This window comes from Salegentibacter flavus, from assembly GCF_900115145.1.
In the GTDB taxonomy this organism is placed as follows: domain Bacteria; phylum Bacteroidota; class Bacteroidia; order Flavobacteriales; family Flavobacteriaceae; genus Salegentibacter; species Salegentibacter flavus.
Map to the genome: position 1 here is coordinate 268,934 of NZ_FOVL01000001.1, position 22,212 is coordinate 291,145.

General features: G+C 39.2%; 28 protein-coding genes. 25 read left to right on the forward strand and 3 right to left on the reverse strand.

What is annotated here, in order from left to right; translation table 11 throughout:
* Nucleotides 1–43: 43 nt before the first annotated feature.
* The 22 genes from rpsH to ctlX all read left to right on the forward strand — a co-directional run bounded on the left by rpsH (nucleotide 44) and on the right by ctlX (nucleotide 15,001).
* The gene (rpsH, locus tag BM266_RS01295) at nucleotides 44–442 is read left to right on the forward strand and encodes a 30S ribosomal protein S8 (protein WP_093404873.1); all 399 of its coding nucleotides are present in this window, start codon (nucleotides 44–46) and stop codon (nucleotides 440–442) included.
* Between the two features lie 15 nt (nucleotides 443–457).
* Nucleotides 458–1,000 carry a 50S ribosomal protein L6 gene (gene rplF / locus BM266_RS01300; protein ID WP_093404875.1) on the forward strand — a complete coding sequence of 181 codons (543 nt, stop codon included), beginning with the start codon at nucleotides 458–460 and terminating at the stop codon, nucleotides 998–1,000.
* A gap of 12 nt (nucleotides 1,001–1,012) precedes the next feature.
* Nucleotides 1,013–1,366: a 50S ribosomal protein L18 gene (gene rplR, locus BM266_RS01305; RefSeq protein ID WP_093404878.1), complete on the forward strand. Its 354-nt coding sequence runs from the start codon at nucleotides 1,013–1,015 to the stop codon at nucleotides 1,364–1,366.
* A 7-nt stretch (nucleotides 1,367–1,373) separates the two neighbouring features.
* A complete protein-coding gene (rpsE, locus tag BM266_RS01310) occupies nucleotides 1,374–1,898 on the forward strand; it encodes a 30S ribosomal protein S5 (RefSeq protein WP_093404880.1) in 525 nt (174 codons plus the stop codon).
* 13 nt (nucleotides 1,899–1,911) lie between these two features.
* On the forward strand, nucleotides 1,912–2,094 hold the full coding sequence (gene rpmD / locus BM266_RS01315) for a 50S ribosomal protein L30 (RefSeq protein ID WP_093404883.1): 183 nt from the start codon (nucleotides 1,912–1,914) through the stop codon (nucleotides 2,092–2,094).
* Nucleotides 2,095–2,105: 11 nt separating this feature from the next.
* Entirely contained in the window at nucleotides 2,106–2,558 is a 453-nt protein-coding gene (gene rplO / locus BM266_RS01320) for a 50S ribosomal protein L15 (RefSeq protein ID WP_093404885.1), read from the forward strand.
* Nucleotides 2,559–2,569: 11 nt separating this feature from the next.
* On the forward strand, nucleotides 2,570–3,907 hold the full coding sequence (gene secY / locus BM266_RS01325; protein WP_093404888.1) for a preprotein translocase subunit SecY: 1,338 nt from the start codon (nucleotides 2,570–2,572) through the stop codon (nucleotides 3,905–3,907).
* A 2-nt stretch (nucleotides 3,908–3,909) separates the two neighbouring features.
* Entirely contained in the window at nucleotides 3,910–4,125 is a 216-nt protein-coding gene (gene infA, locus BM266_RS01330) for a translation initiation factor IF-1 (RefSeq protein ID WP_013073244.1), read from the forward strand.
* A gap of 120 nt (nucleotides 4,126–4,245) precedes the next feature.
* Nucleotides 4,246–4,362, forward strand: coding sequence for a type B 50S ribosomal protein L36 (ykgO, locus tag BM266_RS01335; protein WP_013621733.1), 117 nt, complete (start codon nucleotides 4,246–4,248; stop codon nucleotides 4,360–4,362).
* A 2-nt stretch (nucleotides 4,363–4,364) separates the two neighbouring features.
* Nucleotides 4,365–4,739 (forward strand): 30S ribosomal protein S13, encoded by a 375-nt coding sequence (rpsM, locus tag BM266_RS01340; RefSeq protein WP_093404891.1) that lies wholly within the window; start codon nucleotides 4,365–4,367, stop codon nucleotides 4,737–4,739.
* Nucleotides 4,740–4,747: 8 nt separating this feature from the next.
* A complete protein-coding gene (gene rpsK / locus BM266_RS01345; RefSeq protein ID WP_093404892.1) occupies nucleotides 4,748–5,134 on the forward strand; it encodes a 30S ribosomal protein S11 in 387 nt (128 codons plus the stop codon).
* Nucleotides 5,135–5,222: 88 nt separating this feature from the next.
* A complete protein-coding gene (gene rpsD / locus BM266_RS01350) occupies nucleotides 5,223–5,828 on the forward strand; it encodes a 30S ribosomal protein S4 (protein ID WP_093404895.1) in 606 nt (201 codons plus the stop codon).
* A gap of 20 nt (nucleotides 5,829–5,848) precedes the next feature.
* Nucleotides 5,849–6,841: a DNA-directed RNA polymerase subunit alpha gene (locus tag BM266_RS01355; protein ID WP_093404897.1), complete on the forward strand. Its 993-nt coding sequence runs from the start codon at nucleotides 5,849–5,851 to the stop codon at nucleotides 6,839–6,841.
* Nucleotides 6,842–6,910: 69 nt separating this feature from the next.
* Nucleotides 6,911–7,411: a 50S ribosomal protein L17 gene (gene rplQ / locus BM266_RS01360; RefSeq protein WP_093404900.1), complete on the forward strand. Its 501-nt coding sequence runs from the start codon at nucleotides 6,911–6,913 to the stop codon at nucleotides 7,409–7,411.
* A gap of 157 nt (nucleotides 7,412–7,568) precedes the next feature.
* On the forward strand, nucleotides 7,569–8,681 hold the full coding sequence (gene carA, locus BM266_RS01365) for a glutamine-hydrolyzing carbamoyl-phosphate synthase small subunit (RefSeq protein WP_093404903.1): 1,113 nt from the start codon (nucleotides 7,569–7,571) through the stop codon (nucleotides 8,679–8,681).
* Nucleotides 8,682–8,799: 118 nt separating this feature from the next.
* Complete coding sequence (locus BM266_RS01370) at nucleotides 8,800–9,336, forward strand: DUF3575 domain-containing protein (RefSeq protein WP_093404905.1); 537 nt, start codon at nucleotides 8,800–8,802, stop codon at nucleotides 9,334–9,336.
* Nucleotides 9,318–9,812 (forward strand): hypothetical protein, encoded by a 495-nt coding sequence (locus BM266_RS01375; RefSeq protein ID WP_093404908.1) that lies wholly within the window; start codon nucleotides 9,318–9,320, stop codon nucleotides 9,810–9,812. The genes BM266_RS01370 and BM266_RS01375 overlap by 19 nt, the downstream gene beginning before the upstream one ends.
* A 4-nt stretch (nucleotides 9,813–9,816) precedes the next feature.
* Nucleotides 9,817–9,999: a hypothetical protein gene (locus tag BM266_RS01380; protein ID WP_093404912.1), complete on the forward strand. Its 183-nt coding sequence runs from the start codon at nucleotides 9,817–9,819 to the stop codon at nucleotides 9,997–9,999.
* Nucleotides 10,000–10,319: 320 nt separating this feature from the next.
* Nucleotides 10,320–11,606, forward strand: a complete 1,287-nt coding sequence (gene eno, locus BM266_RS01390) for a phosphopyruvate hydratase (RefSeq protein ID WP_093404916.1) — start codon at nucleotides 10,320–10,322, stop codon at nucleotides 11,604–11,606.
* A 196-nt stretch (nucleotides 11,607–11,802) separates the two neighbouring features.
* Nucleotides 11,803–13,086, forward strand: coding sequence for a citrate synthase (locus tag BM266_RS01395; RefSeq protein ID WP_093404919.1), 1,284 nt, complete (start codon nucleotides 11,803–11,805; stop codon nucleotides 13,084–13,086).
* Between the two features lie 72 nt (nucleotides 13,087–13,158).
* Nucleotides 13,159–14,070 carry a dimethylarginine dimethylaminohydrolase family protein gene (locus BM266_RS01400; RefSeq protein ID WP_093404922.1) on the forward strand — a complete coding sequence of 304 codons (912 nt, stop codon included), beginning with the start codon at nucleotides 13,159–13,161 and terminating at the stop codon, nucleotides 14,068–14,070.
* A gap of 4 nt (nucleotides 14,071–14,074) precedes the next feature.
* Complete coding sequence (gene ctlX / locus BM266_RS01405) at nucleotides 14,075–15,001, forward strand: citrulline utilization hydrolase CtlX (RefSeq protein WP_093404924.1); 927 nt, start codon at nucleotides 14,075–14,077, stop codon at nucleotides 14,999–15,001.
* An 89-nt stretch (nucleotides 15,002–15,090) separates the two neighbouring features.
* Here ctlX and BM266_RS01410 read toward each other — a convergent pair whose 3' ends face one another.
* Nucleotides 15,091–16,581 carry a BCCT family transporter gene (locus BM266_RS01410; protein ID WP_093404927.1) on the reverse strand — a complete coding sequence of 497 codons (1,491 nt, stop codon included), beginning with the start codon at nucleotides 16,579–16,581 and terminating at the stop codon, nucleotides 15,091–15,093.
* Between the two features lie 93 nt (nucleotides 16,582–16,674).
* Nucleotides 16,675–18,105: an SDR family oxidoreductase gene (locus BM266_RS01415; RefSeq protein ID WP_093404929.1), complete on the reverse strand. Its 1,431-nt coding sequence runs from the start codon at nucleotides 18,103–18,105 to the stop codon at nucleotides 16,675–16,677.
* A 71-nt stretch (nucleotides 18,106–18,176) separates the two neighbouring features.
* Here BM266_RS01415 and BM266_RS01420 point away from each other — a divergent pair, with 71 nt between their 5' ends.
* Nucleotides 18,177–18,380 (forward strand): hypothetical protein, encoded by a 204-nt coding sequence (locus BM266_RS01420; RefSeq protein WP_093404931.1) that lies wholly within the window; start codon nucleotides 18,177–18,179, stop codon nucleotides 18,378–18,380.
* Nucleotides 18,381–18,407: 27 nt separating this feature from the next.
* On the opposite strand, the gene BM266_RS01425 is transcribed toward BM266_RS01420, so the two are convergent.
* Nucleotides 18,408–18,833 carry a hypothetical protein gene (locus BM266_RS01425; RefSeq protein WP_093405312.1) on the reverse strand — a complete coding sequence of 142 codons (426 nt, stop codon included), beginning with the start codon at nucleotides 18,831–18,833 and terminating at the stop codon, nucleotides 18,408–18,410.
* A gap of 110 nt (nucleotides 18,834–18,943) precedes the next feature.
* On the opposite strand from BM266_RS01425, the gene argS reads away from it, so the two are divergent.
* Nucleotides 18,944–20,722: an arginine--tRNA ligase gene (argS, locus tag BM266_RS01430; protein WP_093404934.1), complete on the forward strand. Its 1,779-nt coding sequence runs from the start codon at nucleotides 18,944–18,946 to the stop codon at nucleotides 20,720–20,722.
* Between the two features lie 134 nt (nucleotides 20,723–20,856).
* The gene (ffh, locus tag BM266_RS01435) at nucleotides 20,857–22,185 is read left to right on the forward strand and encodes a signal recognition particle protein (protein WP_093404936.1); all 1,329 of its coding nucleotides are present in this window, start codon (nucleotides 20,857–20,859) and stop codon (nucleotides 22,183–22,185) included.
* Nucleotides 22,186–22,212 lie beyond the last annotated feature (27 nt).

Here is a 22,212-nt window from a genome sequence, read left to right on the forward strand (position 1 = left end):
ATCCTGTTTTCAGAATGAAAACCACAGCCGCAAATTAGAATAGATGAATACAGATCCTATTGCAGATTATTTAACAAGAATTAGAAATGCCGTTGCGGCAAACCACAGAATTGTGGAGATCCCGGCTTCTAATCTTAAGAAAGAAATCACTAAAATATTATTCGATCAGGGTTATATCCTAAGTTACAAGTTCGATGATTCTACTGCTCAGGGAGTGATTAAAATCGCCCTTAAGTATGACAAGATTACCAAAGAGCCTGTAATTAAAGATATCCAGAGAATAAGTAAACCCGGTTTACGTAAGTATGCCGGCGCCAATGAACTTCCTCGTATCCTTAATGGATTGGGAATTGCTATCATATCTACCTCTCACGGGGTAATGACTGGTAAGCAGGCCAAAGCCGATAAAGTTGGTGGTGAAGTATTGTGTTACGTTTACTAATAAAAGACTAAAGAAATGTCAAGAATAGGTAAAAGCCCAATTACAATTCCTGAAGGTGTAACTGTAGATTACAAGGATGGATTTGTTACGGTAAAAGGAAAGCTTGGAGAGCTTAAGCAGGAGATCAAAGGCATCGAGGTGAAAATCGAAGATGGCGTGATCACTTTCGAACGTTCTTCAGAGAAAAGTGAACAAAAAGCCAAGCATGGTCTTTACCGTGCTTTGGTAGACAATATGATTGAAGGTGTTACAACTGGTTATACTAAAACTCTTGAGTTGGTAGGGGTAGGATACCGCGCCAGCAACCAGGGGCAAAAATTAGATATCGCCGTTGGGTACTCTCATAATATTGTAATAGATTTGGCTCCCGAAGTTAAAGTGGAAACAGTTTCAGATAAGGGTAAAAACCCTATCGTGAAACTAACTTCTTACGATAAACAACTTGTGGGTCAGGTTGCCGCTAAAATACGAAGCTTTAGAGCACCAGAACCTTATAAAGGTAAAGGTATTAAGTTTGTTGGAGAGCAATTACGTAGAAAAGCAGGTAAATCAGCTTAATAAAGTTTAGATATGGCAGTTTCAAAACAAGATAGAAGAAATAAGATCAGGAAGCGTGTACGTAAATCGATTACGGGTACCGCAAGCCGACCAAGATTATCTGTATTCAGAAGTAATAAAGAGATTTATGCTCAGATTATAGATGACGTAGAAGGAAAAACCATTGCTGCGGCTTCCTCAAGAGATAAGGATATTTCAGCAGAAGGAGATAAATCTAAACAAGCAGAGCTTGTTGGAAAAAACCTTGCTGAAAAAGCTAAGAAAGCCGGTGTGGAAACCATTTCATTTGACAGAGGTGGATATCTATATCACGGAAGAGTTAAATCATTAGCCGATGGTGCTCGCGAAGGAGGCCTAAAATTCTAGAAAAATTATGTATCAAGATTATAAAAACGTAGAGCATGTAAAACCGGGCGGGCTTGAATTAAAAGACCGTTTGGTAGGAGTACAGCGTGTTACTAAAGTTACAAAAGGTGGTAGAGCTTTTGGGTTTTCTGCTATTGTAGTAGTAGGAGATGAGAATGGCGTTGTTGGGCAAGGTTTAGGGAAATCTAAAGAAGTTGCCGACGCTATTTCCAAAGGTGTAGAAGATGCTAAAAAGAATTTAGTTCGAATCCCTTTGCATAAAGGAACTTTACCTCACGAACAAAAAGGTAAATACGGTGGAGCCAGAGTTTTGTTGCTTCCAGCATCAAACGGTACTGGTATTATTGCCGGTGGTGCAATTCGTGCCGTATTGGAGGCGGTTGGAGTACATGATGTACTTTCTAAGAACCAGGGCTCTTCAAATCCTCATAACGTAGTAAAAGCTACTTTTGATGCATTACTGCAATTACGTAGTGCCGATACTGTAGCTAAACAACGTGGTATTTCGTTAGAAAAGGTTTTTAAAGGATAAATCAAGGACAGAGATGGGAAAGATTAGAGTTACAAAAGTGAGAAGTGCGATCAACCGTTCTAAAAATCAAAAGCTGACTTTAGAAGCGCTTGGCCTTAAGAAAATGGGTCAAACTGTTGAGCACAACAATACGCCAAACATCCTTGGTATGGTAAATAAAGTTAAACATCTGGTTTCTGTAGAAGAAACAAAATAAGAGGTTCACACATGGAATTAAATAACTTAAGACCTGCAAAGGGTTCAGTTAAAAGTAACAGCAAGCGCGTAGGCCGTGGAGAAGGATCTGGAAAAGGTGGTACTGCTACCCGAGGTCACAAAGGTGCTAAATCGCGTTCTGGTTACTCCAAGAAGATTGGTTTTGAAGGTGGGCAAATGCCGCTTCAACGCCGGGTACCAAAATTTGGTTTCAGTAATAGGAATCGTAAAGAATATCAAGGTATTAATTTGGACACCCTTCAACGTCTTGTTGATGAAGGTAGAATCAAAGAAACCGTAGATATGGACGTTTTGGTTGAAAACGGCCTTGCCGGAAGAAACGAGCTTGTTAAGATATTAGGAAGAGGTGAATTAAAAGCAAAGTTGAAAATATCTGTTCATAAATTTACAGCCTCAGCTAAAGAAGCTATTGAAGCTGCCGGAGGTGAAGTTGTTACTTTATAATAGATAGCCCAATGAAATTCATCAATACTATTAAGAATATTTGGAAGATTGAGGAACTAAAAAACAGAATTTTAGTAACCCTCGGTCTATTATTAGTATACCGTTTTGGAGCGCAGGTAGTGCTGCCAGGAATAGATGCTTCGCAGCTCGCAAACCTGTCAAGTCAAACTGAAGGAGGTATTTTAGGCCTCCTTAATGCATTTACCGGGGGAGCGTTTTCGAATGCTTCGGTGTTTGCCTTAGGGATTATGCCTTATATCTCTGCTTCTATTGTAGTGCAGCTTATGGGAATTGCGATTCCTTACCTGCAAAAACTACAAAAAGAAGGCGAAAGCGGTAGAAGAAAAATCAATCAGATTACCAGGTGGCTTACTATAGCTATCACTCTTGTTCAGGGTCCGGGTTATATTTATAACCTTTTTTCAACCCTGCCATCAAGCGCTTTCCTTTTAGGAGATACTGTTACTTTTGTAACGGCATCGGTAATTATTCTTACCACAGGGTGTATTTTCGCTATGTGGTTAGGTGAGAAAATTACAGATAAGGGTATTGGTAATGGTATTTCATTATTAATTATGGTAGGTATCATTGCGACCTTGCCACTGGCGTTTATTCAGGAATTCGCTTCCAGAGTATTTGAGTCTAATGGTGGTTTAATTATGATCCTTATCGAATTAGTGATCTGGTTCGCGATAATTCTTGCTTCTGTAATGCTGGTGATGGCTGTGCGTCAGATCCCGGTTCAGTATGCCCGAAGAACCGCTTCCGGTGGTTATGAGAAAAATGTGTTTGGGTCAAGACAATACATTCCGCTTAAGCTTAATGCTTCAGGGGTGATGCCAATTATCTTTGCCCAGGCTATTATGTTTATTCCTGCAGCAGTTGCTGGTCTTTCAGATTCTGAAGCTGCACAGGGAGTAACAGCCGCTTTTAGCGATATGTTCGGTTTTTGGTATAATGTGGTTTTTGCACTATTGATTATAGTGTTTACTTACTTCTATACGGCGATTACCGTGCCTACCAATAAAATGGCTGATGATCTTAAACGCAGCGGTGGGTTTATTCCCGGGATTCGTCCTGGAAGCGAAACGGCTGACTTTTTAGACCGAATCATGTCTCAAATCACTCTCCCTGGATCGGTATTCCTGGCTATTATTGCGGTGTTCCCTGCTATAGTTGAGTCTTTATTAGGAATACAAGCAGGATGGGCATTGTTCTTTGGAGGGACCTCGCTGCTTATTATGGTTGGAGTTGCGATAGATACTATGCAGCAGGTGAATTCATATTTGCTTAACAGGCATTATGACGGATTGATGAAAACAGGTAAAAACAGAAAAGCAGTAGCTTAATTATGGCAAAACAACCAGCGATAGAGCAAGACGGAACCATCATTGAAGCATTGTCTAATGCGATGTTTAGGGTGGAATTGGAAAACGGTCACGTAGTGACTGCACATATTTCGGGTAAAATGCGTATGCACTATATCAAGCTGTTGCCCGGAGATAAAGTTAAACTGGAAATGAGTCCTTACGATTTAAGTAAGGCTCGCATAACTTACAGATATTAAAAGTAATTTGAGCTATTTATAAAATTTTCAGTACTTTTGCAACCTGAAAAAATTTGATAGCTGAATATCCTGGATGCGAATTTTTTGTATCGCTTGCCGGGAGCACAAAAACCTAAAGAGATGAAAGTTAGAGCATCAATAAAGAAGAGAAGTGCCGAGTGCAAAATTGTGCGCAGAAAAGGCAGGCTTTACGTAATTAACAAAAAGAATCCTAGATTTAAACAAAGACAAGGCTAATTATGGCAAGAATTGCAGGGGTTGATATACCAAAACAAAAGCGAGGAGTTATAGCATTGACCTATATCTTCGGAATTGGCAAGAGCAGGGCGCAACAAATCCTGGCCGAAGCCAAAGTAGATGAAAGTACAAAAGTTTCAGACTGGGACGACGAAGAGATTGGTCGTATTCGTGAAGCTGTTGGTAATTATACAATCGAAGGAGAATTACGTACTGAAGTTCAAATAAGTATTAAGCGCCTTATGGATATCGGGTGCTACAGAGGGATCCGTCACAGAACCGGTTTACCTTTGAGAGGTCAACGTACCAAAAATAACTCGAGAACGAGAAAAGGTAGAAGAAAAACAGTTGCTAACAAGAAAAAAGCAACTAAATAGTAAGTAATATGGCAAAGAAGACAACTCAAAAAAAACGTAAAGTAACTGTTGAGTCTAACGGACAGGCGCATGTTACTGCTTCTTTTAATAACATTATTGTGTCTTTAACCAATAAGAACGGTGATGTTATTAGCTGGTCATCTGCTGGTAAAATGGGTTTCAGGGGTTCTAAGAAGAACACTCCTTATGCTGCCCAATTGGCTGCAGAAGACGCATCTAAAGTGGCACACGAAGCTGGTATGCGTAAAGTAAAGGTTTATGTAAAAGGACCCGGAAATGGTAGAGAATCTGCTATCCGTTCTATTCATAACAGTGGGATTGAGGTAACCGAAATAATCGATGTTACTCCATTACCACACAACGGATGTCGTCCTCCTAAAAGACGTAGAGTTTAATAAAAATTATAATAATTGAGAGAGGAGTTAAGATTATCGAAGGAGAAATGCCTTAATTCATAATCCCTCTCTTCCAAATTTAAATTTAATGGCAAGATATACAGGTCCACAAACTAAAATAGCCCGTAAATTCGGAGAAGCTATTTTCGGGGATGATAAATCTTTCGAGAAAAGAAATTATCCTCCAGGTCAACACGGTAACACCCGTCGTCGCGGAAAAAAATCAGAATATGCTATCCAGTTAATGGAGAAGCAAAAAGCTAAATATACCTATGGTATTTTAGAGCGTCAATTCAGTAATATGTTCAAAAAGGCTACCCGTTCCCAGGGAATTACCGGGGAGGTGCTTTTACAATTATGTGAATCCCGTTTAGATAACGTAGTTTTTAGAATGGGTGTTGCCCCTTCAAGAAGAGCTGCGAGACAATTGGTTTCTCACAGGCATATAACCGTGAACGGTGAATTTGTAAACATTCCTTCTTACCAGTTGAAAGCTGGTGATGTAGTTGGTGTTCGCGAAAAATCTAAATCCCTTCAGGCCATCCAGGAGTCACTTGCTAATTCCAGCAGTGTTTATGAATGGATTACCTGGAACAACGAAACAAAACAAGGAACTTTTGTTTCTGTACCAGGACGTATTCAGATCCCGGAAAATATAAATGAACAATTCATCGTCGAATTATATTCGAAATAATAATTCACAGAAGTCGTAATATGGCAATACTAAATTTTCAAAAGCCCGATAAAGTTATAATGATTGATTCTACAGATTTCGAGGGGAAATTCGAATTTCGCCCTTTGGAACCTGGCTATGGATTAACCGTTGGTAACGCTTTAAGAAGAGTGTTATTATCTTCACTGGAAGGATTCGCAATCACTTCGATTCGTATCGAAGGCGTAGATCACGAATTCTCTGCTATCCCAGGCGTAGTAGAAGACGTAACAGAAATTATCCTAAACCTGAAGCAAGTAAGGTTTAAAAGGCAAATTGATGAAATAGATAACGAAGCCGTTACAATTTCTGTTTCAGGTGAAGATCAACTTACTGCGGGTCATTTCCAAAAATTTATCTCTGGTTTCCAGGTGTTAAATCCGGATCTTGTGATCTGTAACCTTGACAAAAAGGTTAATTTGAATATGGAAGTCACTGTTGAAAAGGGCAGAGGCTATGTTCCGGCAGAAGAAAATAAAAAAGCAAATGCTCCTTTAGGAACTATTTTCACAGATTCTATCTTTACGCCAATTAAAAACGTAAAGTATAGCATTGAAAACTATCGTGTAGAACAAAAAACCGACTACGAAAAACTGGTTTTTGAGATCGTAAGCGACGGTTCTATTCACCCTAAAGATGCACTTACCGAAGCTGCAAAAACCCTTATTCACCACTTTATGCTATTCTCTGACGAGCGTATCACGCTTGAAGCAGATGAAATAGCACAAACTGAAACTTATGATGAAGAATCTCTTCATATGAGACAGTTGCTTAAAACCAAGTTGGTAGATATGGATCTTTCGGTTAGAGCACTAAATTGCCTGAAAGCAGCAGAGGTTGACACCCTTGGAGACCTTGTTTCTTACAACAAAAACGATCTGATGAAATTCAGAAACTTCGGAAAGAAATCTCTTACCGAATTAGAAGAGTTGGTAAGCAACAAAGGTTTAAACTTTGGGATGGACCTTTCAAAATACAAATTAGATAAGGACTAATATATAAGTAGTTTTCCATAAAAGCCGGCAGAAGACCAGGCTTTGGGAAAATGAATAAAGAACAGAACAATGAGACACGGAAAGAAAATCAACCATTTAGGGAGAAAGACCGCTCACAGAAAGTCTATGCTTGCCAATATGGCCTGCTCGTTAATTGAGCACAAGAGAATTAACACTACCGTTGCTAAGGCAAAAGCTTTGAAAGTTTTTGTAGAGCCTTTGGTAACGAAGTCTAAAGAAGATACTACACACAATCGTAGAATTGTTTTTAGTAAACTTCGTCAAAAAGAAGCTGTTGCGGAATTGTTCCGTGAGGTAGCTCCTAAAGTAGGAGATCGCCCGGGAGGTTACACCAGAGTTATTAAACTTGGTAACCGACTTGGAGATAACGCCGATATGGCCCTTATCGAGTTAGTTGATTACAACGAAACTTATAACCTTACCAAACCAGAGAAGAAAAAATCTACTCGTAGAGCTGGTAAGAAAAAACCTTCTGAGGTAGCTGCTCCAAAAGCAGAGACTAAAACTGAAGAGAAATCTTCATCTAAAGAAGATAAAAAAGAAGAATAGAATGATTCATTCTCTTATAAATTCTAAAAAGGATAAGCTCTCGGGTTTATCCTTTTTTTATATATTAATATGAAAATAGTCATTTCCGTGAAGACGGAAATCTAAATAGGAAATCCCACAGCACAACACAAGACAACATAATTAAGTATTAGTTACAATGAAGTACCAAACCCGCAAAAAAGCAATTATTCTTCTGGCCGATGGAACTATATTTCACGGAAAGGCTATAGGAGATAAAGATGGAAGCGCCACCGGCGAGATTTGTTTCAATACCGGGATGACCGGTTATCAGGAGATATTTACCGATCCCTCTTACTTTGGACAATTAATGGTAACCACCAATGTTCATATAGGAAATTACGGAACCGCCAAAGAAGATAATGAATCTGACAAAGCAAAGATTGCCGGACTTATTTGCAAGAATTTCAACTATACCTATTCTCGTCCGGCAGCCGATGCTTCTCTGGAGACTTTTCTCGAGGAAAGTGGCATCTTTGGCATCTCTGATGTAGATACACGTGCGCTGGTAACCTACATCAGGGAAAAAGGAGCTATGAACGCCATTATTTCTACCGATGTGGATAATATTGAGGGACTGAAAAAAGAGCTTGAGAAAGTACCTGATATGAATGGTCTGGAACTTGCCTCCAAGGTTTCTACCAAAGAACCATATTACTTCGGAAGTGAAAACGCTACTTACCGCGTAGCTGCCTTAGATATCGGGATTAAGAAAAATATCCTTCGCAACCTGGCCGATAGGGATGTATATGTAAAAGTATATCCGTATAACGCTACTTATGAAGAAATGAAGGAATGGAATCCGGATGGTTATTTCCTTTCTAATGGTCCCGGAGATCCGCAACCATTGAAAGATGCAATTAGTCTTACAAAATCTATTTTAGAAAAAGATCATCCTCTTTTCGGAATTTGTCTTGGTCACCAGGTTATAGCCATCGCAAATGGAATTAAAACCTATAAGATGCATCACGGTCACCGTGGAATTAATCACCCTGTCCTGAACCTTAAAACAGGAAAAGGAGAGATTACCTCTCAAAACCACGGATTCTCTGTGGATAAAGCAGAAACTGAAGCTCATCCCGATGTGGAAATAACCCATATGTGCATTAATGACGATACCATTGGTGGAATTGCGATGAAAAACAAAAATTGTTTCTCGGTACAGTACCATCCTGAAGCAAGTCCCGGTCCACACGATGCGAGCTATTTATTTGATGAATTTCTGGACAGAATAAAAGGAGCGAAAGTTTAATAATTTTCTATAAAAAATAAATAAAAAGCCCAGAATCTTTAAATTTTGGGCTTTTTCTGTATTAAGACTTATTTTATTCTAAATTGCGATCTCAATTCATCCCAATCAAAACTCATCAATGAAGAAACTATTACTACTTAGCTTTTGCTTTTTATCATTTTCTTTCATCAATGCACAAGGTCAGGCTTCGGTTGAAGACGGACTTTTATCTATAAACATCTTAACTCCCGGTTTGGAATATGAGTTCGGTCTCACAAATTCAAGTACTTTAGATTTAAGGGCAGGCACCGGCTTTGCTTATAGAAAGAACAGCTTCGATGAAGGTTTTGGTGTATATCCTATTTTTAATGTTCAATATCGCTATTATTATAACTTAGAAAAACGCCTGGAAAAAGGAAAAAATATAAATAATAACAGTGCTAATTATATTGCTTTGAGCGGAGCTGTTCAGGCAGGAAAACCTATAATTGGAGATTTAGAATATAATGAAGGTTATTTTGGAGCGATTGGCCCGGTATGGGGTTTACAGCGTTATTATGGAGGTGGTTTTAAATTAGACCTCAATTTAGGGGCTGGTTACGGTTTTAATGAATCTGGTGAATCTTTTTTCTCTCCACTTATTGGTTTAAGATTAGGATGGCGTCTTTCAAACTAATTTTTTTCAGTCTTTTATTTCTCTGTATTTCGGAAATCCAGGCCCAAAAACATCCTGTTTTTTATGGCGGGTTGGAAATGTACCGGCATACTTCTTTTGAGAATAATGGTTTTATAAAATTATCGGTAGGTACTCAAATTTATCAGCTCAAATTATTTGCTCCGGAAATCGGGTTTGATTATGGAGGAGGGGCACTTCAGGAAAGAAGTGTATTTGATGAAAGTGTATTCGTGGATAATTTAAGCGAAGGACTCTTAAGGCAGCGATTTACATTTTCAGTATTAACTCTGAATCCTAAACTAAAATTTGGCGAAGAAGACGCTTACTTTACCTTCTCTCCGAAATATCACATTGGCAGACTCAATGGTGAAGCAGCTTATCTCGAGTATAGTGGCAATAATAATAGATATATAAGTTTAAAAGAGGGCCAGGAGTCCAAGATTAATACTTCATTTTGGAGCTTTCATTGGTTTTGAAGGTTTGCAAATTACCTCAAAATACTGGTTTGGTCTTTCTCTTCATTATACTTTGGTAGATGCCAATAATGTTTGGGATACTATGGAATTTTCAGCGCAAGATGCCTATGTTCGTTCTACTTTAACTTCCACTATTGGCCTGGGTGTCCGCTTTTACTACAACCCATTTGGTTCAGAAAATTATTAAAAAAAATTGTGATTTCCGTATTAACTTCTATTTTAAAATATATCTGCTAAATTTTAGAAATGCTTTTTTTAATTTGGTTTTAGGCAAATCTTTAATAAATAAAAGATTAAAAGATCAGAGTTATCAGATTCTGATCTTTTTTATTTTTAAAGCATTAAACTGGAAATAAGACAAAATTTTGTTCTCTTCGTTACCGTAAAGAAAACGATTTCGTTAATAACTAATGTTATAAATGGCTTAAAACTACCGGTTTCACTCGTGTTTTAAGCTGGCTATTTGTATCTTGCGTACTTCATAAAATAACTAAAAAGAAACAGACTATGAGTGCAATTATAGATATTCACGCCCGTCAGATATTTGATTCAAGAGGAAACCCTACCGTAGAGGTAGATGTAATAACTGAAACCGGAACTATTGGAAGATTTGCTGTTCCATCAGGTGCCTCTACCGGAGAGCATGAGGCCGTAGAGCTTCGTGATGGCGGTAAGGACTTTATGGGGAAGGGCGTTAGTAAAGCCATTGAAAATGTAAATGACGTTATTGCGGAAAGGCTACTTGGATTCTCTGTTTTTGAACAAAATCTTATTGATCAGGCGATGATTGAGCTCGATGGCACTCCAAATAAAGGAAAGCTTGGCGCGAATGCTATTTTAGGAGTCTCTCTGGCAGTAGCCAAGGCAGCTGCTAATGAACTTGGACTTCCATTATACAGATATATTGGAGGGGTAAGTGCCAAAACGCTTCCTGTGCCAATGATGAATATTATTAACGGTGGTTCGCATAGTGATTCGCCAATCGCATTCCAGGAATTTATGGTGATGCCGGTAAAGGCCGAAAGTTTTTCTGCAGCTCTTAAAATGGGAACAGAGATCTTCCACAATCTTAAAAAAGTACTTCACGATAGAGGTTTAAGCACCGCAGTTGGAGATGAAGGTGGTTTCGCGCCCACTCTGGACGGTACCGAAGATGCTTTGGATACTATTCTGGAAGCAATTGAGAAGGCCGGTTATAAAGGAGGAGATGAAGTTATGATCGCTCTTGATTGTGCCGCTGCCGAATTCTATGAAAACGGAAAATACGATTATAAAAAATTCGAAGGAGATTCAGGGAAGATCAGATCGAGCCAGGAACAGGCTGAATATCTTGCAGAACTGGCCTCTAAATATCCTATTATTTCTATTGAAGATGGAATGGATGAAAATGACTGGGAAGGCTGGAAAGCCCTTACCGATCTAATTGGTGATAAAGTTCAGCTTGTAGGCGATGACCTTTTTGTAACCAATGTAGAACGTCTTAGTAGAGGAATTGAGGAAGGTATCGCCAATTCTATCCTTATTAAGGTTAATCAGATTGGTACGCTTACTGAAACCATTTCAGCAGTAAATATGGCGCATAATGCCGGGTATACTTCTGTAATGTCTCACCGTTCAGGAGAAACCGAAGATAATACCATTGCCGATCTTGCTGTTGCCCTTAATACAGGCCAGATCAAGACCGGTTCAGCCTCTAGAAGTGATCGTATGGCGAAATATAATCAATTGATCAGGATAGAGGAAGAGCTAGGAGAAGTAGCATATTTTCCGCAACGAAAAGCCTTTAAGATCTAGTTCGATTTAGAAGATAATTTTGAAAGCCTTTTGATGAAAAATCAAAAGACTTTTTTTATTTAAATTATTTCTTAGAAAAATAGATTATTAGTGGTTTTTCATCAAATCTTATGCCTGCATAATACATTTTTTAAGGCTATAATTTGTAACTTAGCGACTATCGAAAATATGTTTAATTAAGTATATTATAAAAGATATGTCAAAAGTAGCTACACTTGAAATAGACGGTAAGAGATATGAATTTCCCGTCGTAGAAGGAACCGAGAATGAACTTGGTATAAATATTAAAAGTTTGCGTGGTGAAAGCGGGGTTATAACCCTGGATCCAGGCTATAAAAACACCGGAAGCTGCGAAAGCGGAATTACGTTTCTGGATGGAGAAAAAGGTATTTTGAGATACAGAGGTTATGCAATAGAAGATTTGGCCGAAAAAGCTGATTTTCTGGAGGTAGCTTATCTGCTTATTTTTGGAGACCTTCCTTCTAAAGAGCAATTAGAGAAGTTTTACGATGATATCAAAGAGCAGTCTACCGTAGATGAGGAAATGAAGAAGATCCTGGACGGATTTCCTAAAGCTGCACACCCCATGGGAGTGCTTTCTTCACTTACAAGTGCTCTTGTAGCCTTCAACCCATCCTGCGTTGATGTTTCTTCTGAACAGGATATGTATAATGCTATTGTTAAGATTCTTGGTAAATTTCCGGTTCTTGCAGCCTGGACCTTAAGAAAGAAAACCAGCCTTCCACTTAACTACGGAGATGATTCTCTTGGTTATGTAGAAAACCTTCATAAAATGATGTTCGAAAAACCGGGCAAAAAGTATGAAGTAAATCAATCAGTGATTGATGCTTTGGATAAATTATTAATCCTTCACGCCGATCACGAGCAAAACTGTTCTACTTCTACTGTAAGAATGGTAGGTTCTTCTCACGCCGGACTGTTCGCATCTATTTCAGCAGGTATTTCAGCACTTTGGGGCCCACTTCACGGTGGAGCTAACCAGGCGGTTATAGAAATGCTTGAAAAAATTAAAGAGGATGGTGGAGATACCAAGAAATTTATGGCTAAGGCTAAAGATAAGGATGATCCTTTCAGACTTATGGGCTTTGGACACCGTGTGTACAAAAACTTCGATCCACGTGCTAAGATCATCAAAAAATCTGCAGATGAAGTGCTTGGTCAGTTAGGTGTTGAAGATCCTATATTGGATATCGCCAAAGGTCTTGAAAAAGAAGCCCTGGAAGATCCATACTTTGTAGATAGAAAATTATATCCTAACGTAGATTTCTATTCAGGAATTATCTATCGTGCTTTAGGAATTCCTGTAGAGATGTTCACCGTAATGTTTGCTCTAGGCAGACTTCCGGGTTGGATTGCTCAGTGGAGAGAGATGAGATTAAATAAAGAGCCTATAGGCCGTCCAAGACAGATCTATACCGGCCATACTCACCGTGAGTTCCAACCTGTGGACAAAAGATAATTGATCCTTAATATATTAGAAAAAGCCTCATTTAACAGTGAGGCTTTTTTTATATTTGCAAAAATTTGCAGTATGAATTTGCATATCACTAATGAAACTTCCAGGCTGCGTGCCGTGGTGCTGGGAACCGCTGAAAGTTTTGGCGGTACGCCCGATCTTTCGGAAGCTTACGATCCGAAATCAAGGGAACATATAAAAGCCGGAACTTATCCTAAAGAAGAAGATATGGTAAGGGAAATGGATGCCGTTGCCAAAGTTCTGGAAAAATATAACGTAAAGGTATACAGACCAAAGGTTCTAAAGGATTACAACCAAATTTTCACAAGGGATATCGCCTTTGTTATTGAAGATAAATTTATAAAATCCAATATCCTTCCCGATCGGGAAAAGGAGATCGAGGCTATCAATCATGTTATCGATCAAATTCCAGAAAGTCAAATAATAAAACTTCCGGAAGAAGCGCATATCGAAGGTGGTGATGTTATGCCTTATGGAGATTATCTATTTGTAGGAACATATTATGGCGAGGATTATAAGGACTATATCACTGCGCGTACTAATATGCAGGCAGTGAAAGCCCTGCAGGAACTTTTTCCGAATAAAAAAGTGGTTTCCTTTAATTTAAAGAAATCCAATACCGAGCCCCGGGATAATGCCTTGCATTTGGACTGTTGTTTTCAGCCTGTAGGAAAAGATAAAGCTATTATCTATAAGGGTGGATTTTTAGAAGAAAAGGAATATAAATGGCTGGTTGATTTTTTTGGAAAAGAAAATGTTTTTGAGATTACCCGTGAGGAGATGTATAATATGAATTCTAATATTTTCTCTATTGCTGAAGATGTGGTTATTTCAGAAAAGAATTTTACCAGACTCAATACCTGGCTTAGAGAACAGGGCATCACTGTAGAAGAGGTTCCCTATGCCGAAATTGCTAAACAAGAAGGCTTGTTGAGATGCTCAACCTTGCCTTTAATAAGAGATTAAACCTATGCAACAGATCACAAATACAGTTTTAATGGTTAGACCGGTGGCTTTTCGTATGAACGAACAAACTGCCGTGAATAATTACTTTCAGGAAGATCTGAATGATGATAATGTAAACGAACGAGCCCAGGCCGAATTTGATGCTTTTGTAACCAAACTAAGGGGAGTAGGAGTAAATGTTGTTGTGGTAGATGATGTAAAGGAGGAGGATACCCCGGATTCTATTTTCCCTAACAACTGGGTTTCTTTCCATGAAAATGGTCAAATCGCTCTTTATCCCATGTTTGCCGAAAACCGAAGAAAGGAGCGTCGCTTGGAGTATTTTGCAAAATTGGAAGAGGAAGGTTTTAAAATCACCAATATTGTAGATTATACCGCTGCTGAAGAGGAAGATTACTTCCTGGAAGGTACAGGAAGCCTTATTCTGGACAGGGAAAATCAGAAAGCCTATTGCGCGATTTCACCCCGCGCCGATGAGGATCTACTCATCGAATTTTGTGAGGATTTTGAATTCACTCCTGTTATTTTTCATGCTAATCAGGATGTAGGCGGAAAACGTAAGCCTATCTATCACACGAATGTCATGATGTGTGTAGCTGAAGAATTTGCAGTGATTTGTCTTGAAACCATAGATGATAAGAAAGAACGCAAAAATGTTCTGAAACACCTTAAAAAGGATGGTAAAGAAATAGTCGTCATTTCTGAAGCCCAGATGCATGAATTCGCCGGAAATATGTTACAGGTAAAGGGAGCCTTTGATAAAAAATATCTTGTGATGAGTGCTAGGGCCCATGAAAGTCTGAACCCTGACCAGATTGCAAAAATTGAAAAATACTGCGAAATTTTGAGCAGTGATCTGGAAGTTATTGAAACTTGTGGTGGGGGAAGTGCCCGTTGTATGTTAGCAGAAGTGTTTTTGCCAAAAGAATAGATTCTTACCAAACGTGATTAAGTGTTTACTGGGGGAGTGCATTTGCCTAACAAACCTTAAAATTTCGATGGTAAATGGTTTCGTTTATGCTAGTGTTTTTTTATCAATTCCCTTAAAAATAAGACCATAATCCCTGCAGTGAAAAATGCAAAAGGAAGGGAACTTATAATCAGAAATTTTTGCATTGCGGTCAGAACATCGCTGTCTGGCCTTACATTTCCCAGTACGATAATGGCTTCAGAAAAAATAAGGATAATTACCGCCCAAATAAGTCGGAATTTTCTTTTGGGATTTTCCTTGCCTTTATCTGAAAACATACTAAGCACAAAAATTGCTGAATCTACCGAGGTTACCAGGAAACTCACAAGCAGTAGTACTGCAACAATATTAGTAAGATCAGAAAAAGGGAGATATTCTAAGAACCGGAATATGGAGGTAAAGACATTATCGAACTCTTCGTTATAAGCAGCCCCTTGGTTTATTAAATCGAAAGAAGCCGATCCAAAAACGCTAAACCAGAAAAAGCTTCCAAGGGAAGGGATAAGTAAAACCCCCAAAATCATTTCCCTGATTGTTCTACCTTTTGAAATGCGAGCGATAAATATTCCTGTAAATGGAGCCCAGGCCAACCAAAACGCCCAGTAATAATAAGTCCAGTCAGTAAGGAATTCTTTCCCCGGATCGTATGTTCCCAAAGCCAGGCTTAATGGAATAAAATCAATTATATATTGGTAGAGAGAAATTCCGAATCGCTCTAAACTGACTAATATGTCAATCTGGAAAAACACAAAGAACAGTAGTAACAGCGTGATAAAAATATTCCAGGTGGAGATTCTTTTTATACCCTTCTCTACTCCGGCATACGCAGAGAAAAATGCCAGTGCACAAATTAGAAAAACCAGAGCTATGGTAAGCCATAAATTTCCTGGGGTGGTGGATGTAAGATGACTTAATCCACCTTCAATTTGTGTGGTTCCCAGTCCAATTGCAGCAACCAAACCGAAGACGGTGGTTAAGATAGTAAGGAGGTCTACCCCTTGGGGAAGAAGTTTCACCGATTTTAACTGCGGAAGGCTGTGGCCTAATTTAATTCTGTTATTCGCCACAAAAAGGGAATAAGCTATTAATAATGCAAAAATGCCATAAAAAGCCCAGGCCGTAAAACCCCATTGGTAAAACGTGTATTCCAACGCGATGATATCAGCTGAATCTGTGGTTTGCAGCGGGGGATTTATAAACATAAAAACCGGCTCCTGTACCGCCCGCAATAATATTCCCGCACCCATTCCTGCGCTGTAAAGCATGGCAATCCAACCGAGTCGAGAGAATTCGGGTTCACTGGGACCTAGCCTAATCTTCCCGAATCTGGAAAAAGCAATTCCTATTAAAAAGAAAACGGAAATTAAGCCTAACCAAAGATAGAAAGCACCAAAATATTCCCTGATCCATAAAGAAGCAAAGTCAATTAGTTGGTAGAAATAATCGGTAAAAAAAAAGATGAAAAGGGAGCATAACAGTAATATTGTTATGGAAGTAGCCAGAAGTATATTTTGCCTTACCAGGCTATAAACAGTTTTCAAAAATGCCAGTGTTTAAACTTTAGTCTTCTCAATTACCTAATATCCGGAATATATTTGGACCAGGAAAAACCAATTGGAAGTGAGACACCTGGTTTATTCTTTTCCTTCAGCTATTTTATTCAGCATGCCTTCAAAAATAAAATAATGAAAAGGATACATGGCATACCAGTATAATCTTCCCCAAATCCCTTTTGGACGAAAGGTGGCGATTTGGTGTAGCACATTTCCTTCATCTATTCTAAATTCCAGCCAGGCTTCCCCGGGGACTTTCATTTCAGCAAAAAGCAATAGGCGTTTTTCTTCCTTGTCGGCCAGTAAAACCCGCCAGAAATCAAGAGAATCACCGGCAGTGATTTCGGTAGGATGGGTTCTTCCTCTGCGCAGGCCAACTCCGCCAAAAAACTTATCAATTAGCCCGCGAACTTTCCAAAGCCAGTTGCCATAATACCAGCCATTGAGTCCGCCAATAGCCCAGATGCGTTCCAGGATTTCTTCCGGATTTTTAACTTTGGTAGACTGTTCATCCTTTAAACAACCATAAGTGGGTACCTGTATATAATCGTTGAGTTCTTTATTAAATCGACCGCTGCTAAGGGAATCTTTCCAGCTGGAAATTACGAGGTTCTGTTCGATCTTGTAAAAGGCCAGTTTTATGGCCTCCTGGTAAGTTATGGGATGAATGTCAAGTATCTCCTGAAGCCTTGTGTCGCTAGTCACTACTTCAATTTTCATGCTGTCTACAAGGTTTTGGGCAAGCTTGAAGGAAGTTGAGGTCACAAAATAAAGCCAGTATGCCGAAAGTTTAGGTGACATTACAGGCACCCCGATGATCCAGATTTTAAGGCCCCTTATTTTTGCATAAATCTCCATCATTTCCCGATAGGTAAGGATATCGGGACCTCCTACATCAAAAGATTCATTATAGCATTTTTCGTTGCCAATAACTCCGGTCAAAAACTGGATTATATCTCTTATGGCAATGGGTTGACATTTTGTTTCAACCCAACTTGGGGTGATCATAACCGGTAGTTTTTCGCAAAGATCTCTAATGATCTCAAAGGAAGAGCTACCTGAACCAACAATAATCGCCGCTCTAATAACGGTAAGTTTAAAATTCCCTGTATATAAAATTTCCTCTACTTTTTTCCGGGATTCCAGGTGTTTAGAAAGTTTCTCTTCATTGATTATTCCACTTAGATAGATCACCTGCTTTACCGAAGTGCCAGCCATTATTTTATTGAAATTTTCTGCTGATCTGGCTTCCTGCTCATCAAAGTCTTCAGTAGAGCCGCTCATCGAGTGAATAAGATAGAAGGCCACATCGATATTTTTGATCTTATCTGGAGTTTCAGAATCCTTTAGAAAATCAAGTTCTACGATTTCTACTTTTTTCCTGATATTTTTATTGGAAGTAAAGCGGTTTGCGTTCCTAACTGCACAAACCACTTCGTGGCCCATTTCAAGCAGTTGTGGAAGAAGTCGCATTCCGATATAACCGTTGGCCCCCGTAAGTAGTATTCGCATTTTTATGTTATTTCAGCGTTAAATTAGGGATTAATTATTACTTTCACTTAAGTTTTAAAAAACTTTGTAAAATGAATAATGTTCTCAAGGTTGTGCTTCTCGTAGTAGGGTTAGGCCTTATTGCTTATGGCTTCTATACCCTTATTACTCCTGAAGTTTCTGTAGATGCCGGTCCTTTCCAGTTCGAAGCACAAGGGGATAAAACCCAGCCTATTGCTATGATCGCCTTCGGGGTTTTGGCCTTAATTGGTGGCCTTGCCTATAAGAAACGCTGACACAAGAGTTGAAAATTTCTTTTAAATCTACAAATCCTCCACCTGGGTTGGGGCATTGTCTGTTTTGTAATTCAGAATCTTTTTAAAATATTTATGTATTTCCGGATGGTCTGCCTTCACTTTAATGTGGTAATGATCCCGATAAAGTGAATATTCCTCGGCCCGGCCTTTATATAGATGAAGTTTGTAATATGGGATTACCAGGGCAAAAGTTTCCAGCAAAGAACGGAACATAATGATGATTCCTTTAGGTCGCATTTCAACATTACAGGTATTGGCATTATTGTCGAGAACCAGAAGGTTGTGGATATCGATGCTGGTAGAGGTGATGTGTAACTTTGGCGAGCCTATCCCTTTTAATTTCATACGCTCAAAAAGCGTAAAGGGAGGTCCTACTTCGTCGATAATCTTTTCTTTGATCTTTGCCCGATTATAGGAAACATTAAGGAGCATAGCTTTTTGCTTAAAGATAAGCATTTGGCGCCAAAACCTGTAGTAAAACTCTAATTTCTGTTATCTTTGCGCTCTTATTTTAAGCCAAATAATAAAACCCAGAAGTAGCAATGAGCATTCAGGCGAAACTTTCAGAAAAAGTAAAAGAAGCTGTTAAGCAGCTGTATGAAGTAGAAATAAATCACACCGAGTTTCAACCTACCCGAAAGGATTTTGAAGGCGATATTACCCTGGTGGTTTTCCCTATGCTGAAACAGGTGAAAACTAATCCCGCAAAGTTGGGAGAAGATATAGGAAATTATCTACAGGAAAATGTTGGTGAAGTTGCGCGTTTTAATGTGGTTCAGGGATTTCTGAATATCGTTTTAAGCGATGCCTATTATCTGGATTTCTTCAATGAGGTAAAAGATCGCAAAGATTTCGGGGTAATTCCTCCTTCGGAAGATGCTAAAGGGATTATGGTGGAATATTCTTCGCCAAATACCAATAAACCTTTGCATTTAGGGCACATTCGGAATATTCTTTTGGGCTATTCCGTCGCTGAAATTTTAAAGGCCGCGGGAAACAAATCATACAAAACCCAGATCATTAACGATCGTGGAATCCATATCTGTAAATCTATGCTGGCCTGGCAACGATTTGGAAATGGAGAAACCCCGGAAACAGCCAGCTTAAAAGGCGATAAACTGGTGGGGAATTACTATGTTAAATTCGACCAGGAATATAAAAAGGAAATTTCAGAATTAATCGCCCAGGGCAAAACCGAAGAGGAAGCAAAGGCTGAAGCTCCAATTCTGAACGAGGCCAAGGAAATGCTTCTCAAATGGGAAGACAATGACCCGGAAGTAGTCGCCCTGTGGGAGAAAATGAACAATTGGGTTTACAATGGATTTGAGAAAACCTACGATGCTCTTGGAGTAAATTTCGATAAGAATTATTACGAAAGCGATACTTACCTTCTTGGTAAAGATGTCGTAAACCAGGGGCTTGAGAAAGGTGTTTTTTATAAAAAAGAGGATGGCAGTGTATGGATAGATCTCACCGACGAAGGTCTGGACGAGAAGATCGTTTTGCGTAGTGATGGTACAGCCGTCTATATGACCCAGGATATCGGGACGGCCATTCAGAGGGTGAAAGATTTCGATATTAACGGGATGGTTTATACCGTAGGAAATGAGCAGGATTATCATTTTAAAGTCTTATTCCTTATTCTGAAAAAACTGGGTTATGATTGGGCAGATTATCTATATCACCTGAGCTACGGAATGGTAGACCTACCCTCGGGAAAAATGAAGAGTCGTGAAGGTACAGTAGTTGATGCTGACGACCTTATTCTGGAAATGACTGAAACCGCCAGGAAAATTTCTGAAGAACTTGGGAAACTGGATGGTTATTCTAAAGAAGAAAAAGAAGACTTATACCGAATTATAGGGCTTGGCGCTTTAAAATATTATATCCTGAAAGTAGATCCGCGAAAGCGCATTCTGTTCAATCCTGAAGAATCGGTGGACTTTCAGGGAAATACCGGGCCTTTTATTCAATATACTTACGCCAGGATCCAGTCAATTTTAAGAAAAGCCGATTTTGATTACAGCAAGCCGGTAGCTCCAGATTATCAATTGCACGAAAAAGAAAAGGAATTGCTCAAGCAACTTCAGCTTTATCCTGAAACCATTCAATTGGCTGCCGAAAATCACAGTCCGGCACTCATTGCCAATTATGTTTATGACCTGGTGAAGGAATTCAATTCTTTCTATCAGAACGTGATTATTCTTGGAGCCGAAGATCTTTCACAAAAGGTATTCAGAGTGCAATTATCCCAATCAGTAGCAAATGTTATCAAATCGGGCTTTACATTACTGGGAATAAAGGTGCCGGAGAGAATGTAGGCCAAAAGAGGAATAAAAATTTAGAAGAAAGTATTGGATTTGAAGCGAAATAAAAAGTTTTCACTTCAGGATCAAATCATTAAATTTGCAAACCGCCTCTTAAAGGGCGCAAAATTAAACTACAGGAAGAGATTATGTTCGATAATTTAAGCGACAAGTTAGATAATGCCTTACACGTTTTAAAAGGTCACGGGCAGATTACCGAGGTTAATGTAGCCGAAACTCTTAAAGAGGTTCGGCGGGCTCTTGTTGATGCCGATGTTAACTATAAGATTGCTAAGGATTTCACCAATACCGTAAAGGAAAAAGCGCTTGGACAAGATGTATTAACAGCATTAAAGCCGGGACAAATGATGGTAAAGCTTGTTAAGGACGAGCTTACGGAACTCATGGGAGGTGAAGCTGAAGGAATTGACCTGTCTGGTGATCCATCGGTAATCCTGATGTCTGGTTTGCAGGGTAGTGGTAAAACCACTTTCTCTGGGAAACTGGCTAATTTTCTGAAGAAGAAAAAAAGCAAAAAACCACTTTTAGTAGCCTGTGATGTGTATCGTCCAGCTGCGATCAACCAGCTTCACGTTGTTGGAGAACAGGTTGGTGTTGAGGTATATTCCGAAGAAGGAAATATGGACCCGGTTGCGATCTCTAAAGCGGCTATCGCACACGCTAAGGAAAATGGTCATAACGTAGTAATTATTGATACCGCCGGTCGGCTTGCTGTAGATGAAGAGATGATGACCGAGATCGCCAATATTCACAAGGCGGTTGAACCACAGGAGACCTTATTTGTGGTAGATTCTATGACGGGTCAGGATGCGGTAAATACTGCAAAAACCTTTAATGAAAGACTGAATTTTGACGGAGTAATCCTTACAAAATTAGATGGTGATACCCGCGGTGGTGCGGCGATTTCCATTAAATCTGTAGTTAATAAACCTATTAAATTTATTGGTACGGGTGAAAAGATGGATGCGATTGATGTGTTCTATCCTTCCCGTATGGCCGACAGAATTTTGGGGATGGGGGATGTTGTTTCCCTTGTGGAACGCGCCCAGGAACAATATGATGAAGAGGAAGCGAGAAAACTTCAGAAGAAAATTGCTAAAGATAAATTCGGTTTCGATGATTTCCTGAAACAGCTTCAACAGATTAAGAAAATGGGGTCTATGAAAGACCTGATGGGAATGATTCCGGGGGCGGGAAAGATGCTTAAGGATGTAGATATCGATGATGATGCCTTTAAAGGAATTGAAGCGATAATCCATTCGATGACTCCTGAAGAGCGCAGCAACCCAAAACTTATAAACTCCAGTCGAAAGAAACGTATCAGTAAAGGTTCGGGAACCACTGTTCAGGAAGTAAACCAGTTGTTGAAGCAATTTAACCAGATGGGTAAAATGATGAAGATGATGCAGGGCGGTGGCGGCCAGAAGATGATGCAAATGATGAAGGGGATGAAATAAGTATAACCTAAGCTATCTGGATTCAGG

Coding starts and splice junctions, on each gene's coding strand:
- rpsH (WP_093404873.1), top strand. CDS start 44: ATGAATACAGATCCTATTGCAGATTATTTAACAAGAATTAGAAATGCC.
- rplF (WP_093404875.1), top strand. CDS start 458: ATGTCAAGAATAGGTAAAAGCCCAATTACAATTCCTGAAGGTGTAACT.
- rplR (WP_093404878.1), top strand. CDS start 1,013: ATGGCAGTTTCAAAACAAGATAGAAGAAATAAGATCAGGAAGCGTGTA.
- rpsE (WP_093404880.1), top strand. CDS start 1,374: ATGTATCAAGATTATAAAAACGTAGAGCATGTAAAACCGGGCGGGCTT.
- rpmD (WP_093404883.1), top strand. CDS start 1,912: ATGGGAAAGATTAGAGTTACAAAAGTGAGAAGTGCGATCAACCGTTCT.
- rplO (WP_093404885.1), top strand. CDS start 2,106: ATGGAATTAAATAACTTAAGACCTGCAAAGGGTTCAGTTAAAAGTAAC.
- secY (WP_093404888.1), top strand. CDS start 2,570: ATGAAATTCATCAATACTATTAAGAATATTTGGAAGATTGAGGAACTA.
- infA (WP_013073244.1), top strand. CDS start 3,910: ATGGCAAAACAACCAGCGATAGAGCAAGACGGAACCATCATTGAAGCA.
- ykgO (WP_013621733.1), top strand. CDS start 4,246: ATGAAAGTTAGAGCATCAATAAAGAAGAGAAGTGCCGAGTGCAAAATT.
- rpsM (WP_093404891.1), top strand. CDS start 4,365: ATGGCAAGAATTGCAGGGGTTGATATACCAAAACAAAAGCGAGGAGTT.
- rpsK (WP_093404892.1), top strand. CDS start 4,748: ATGGCAAAGAAGACAACTCAAAAAAAACGTAAAGTAACTGTTGAGTCT.
- rpsD (WP_093404895.1), top strand. CDS start 5,223: ATGGCAAGATATACAGGTCCACAAACTAAAATAGCCCGTAAATTCGGA.
- BM266_RS01355 (WP_093404897.1), top strand. CDS start 5,849: ATGGCAATACTAAATTTTCAAAAGCCCGATAAAGTTATAATGATTGAT.
- rplQ (WP_093404900.1), top strand. CDS start 6,911: ATGAGACACGGAAAGAAAATCAACCATTTAGGGAGAAAGACCGCTCAC.
- carA (WP_093404903.1), top strand. CDS start 7,569: ATGAAGTACCAAACCCGCAAAAAAGCAATTATTCTTCTGGCCGATGGA.
- BM266_RS01370 (WP_093404905.1), top strand. CDS start 8,800: ATGAAGAAACTATTACTACTTAGCTTTTGCTTTTTATCATTTTCTTTC.
- BM266_RS01375 (WP_093404908.1), top strand. CDS start 9,318: ATGGCGTCTTTCAAACTAATTTTTTTCAGTCTTTTATTTCTCTGTATT.
- eno (WP_093404916.1), top strand. CDS start 10,320: ATGAGTGCAATTATAGATATTCACGCCCGTCAGATATTTGATTCAAGA.
- BM266_RS01395 (WP_093404919.1), top strand. CDS start 11,803: ATGTCAAAAGTAGCTACACTTGAAATAGACGGTAAGAGATATGAATTT.
- BM266_RS01400 (WP_093404922.1), top strand. CDS start 13,159: ATGAATTTGCATATCACTAATGAAACTTCCAGGCTGCGTGCCGTGGTG.
- ctlX (WP_093404924.1), top strand. CDS start 14,075: ATGCAACAGATCACAAATACAGTTTTAATGGTTAGACCGGTGGCTTTT.
- BM266_RS01415 (WP_093404929.1), bottom strand. CDS start 18,105: ATGCGAATACTACTTACGGGGGCCAACGGTTATATCGGAATGCGACTT.
- BM266_RS01420 (WP_093404931.1), top strand. CDS start 18,177: ATGAATAATGTTCTCAAGGTTGTGCTTCTCGTAGTAGGGTTAGGCCTT.
- BM266_RS01425 (WP_093405312.1), bottom strand. CDS start 18,833: ATGCTCCTTAATGTTTCCTATAATCGGGCAAAGATCAAAGAAAAGATT.
- argS (WP_093404934.1), top strand. CDS start 18,944: ATGAGCATTCAGGCGAAACTTTCAGAAAAAGTAAAAGAAGCTGTTAAG.
- ffh (WP_093404936.1), top strand. CDS start 20,857: ATGTTCGATAATTTAAGCGACAAGTTAGATAATGCCTTACACGTTTTA.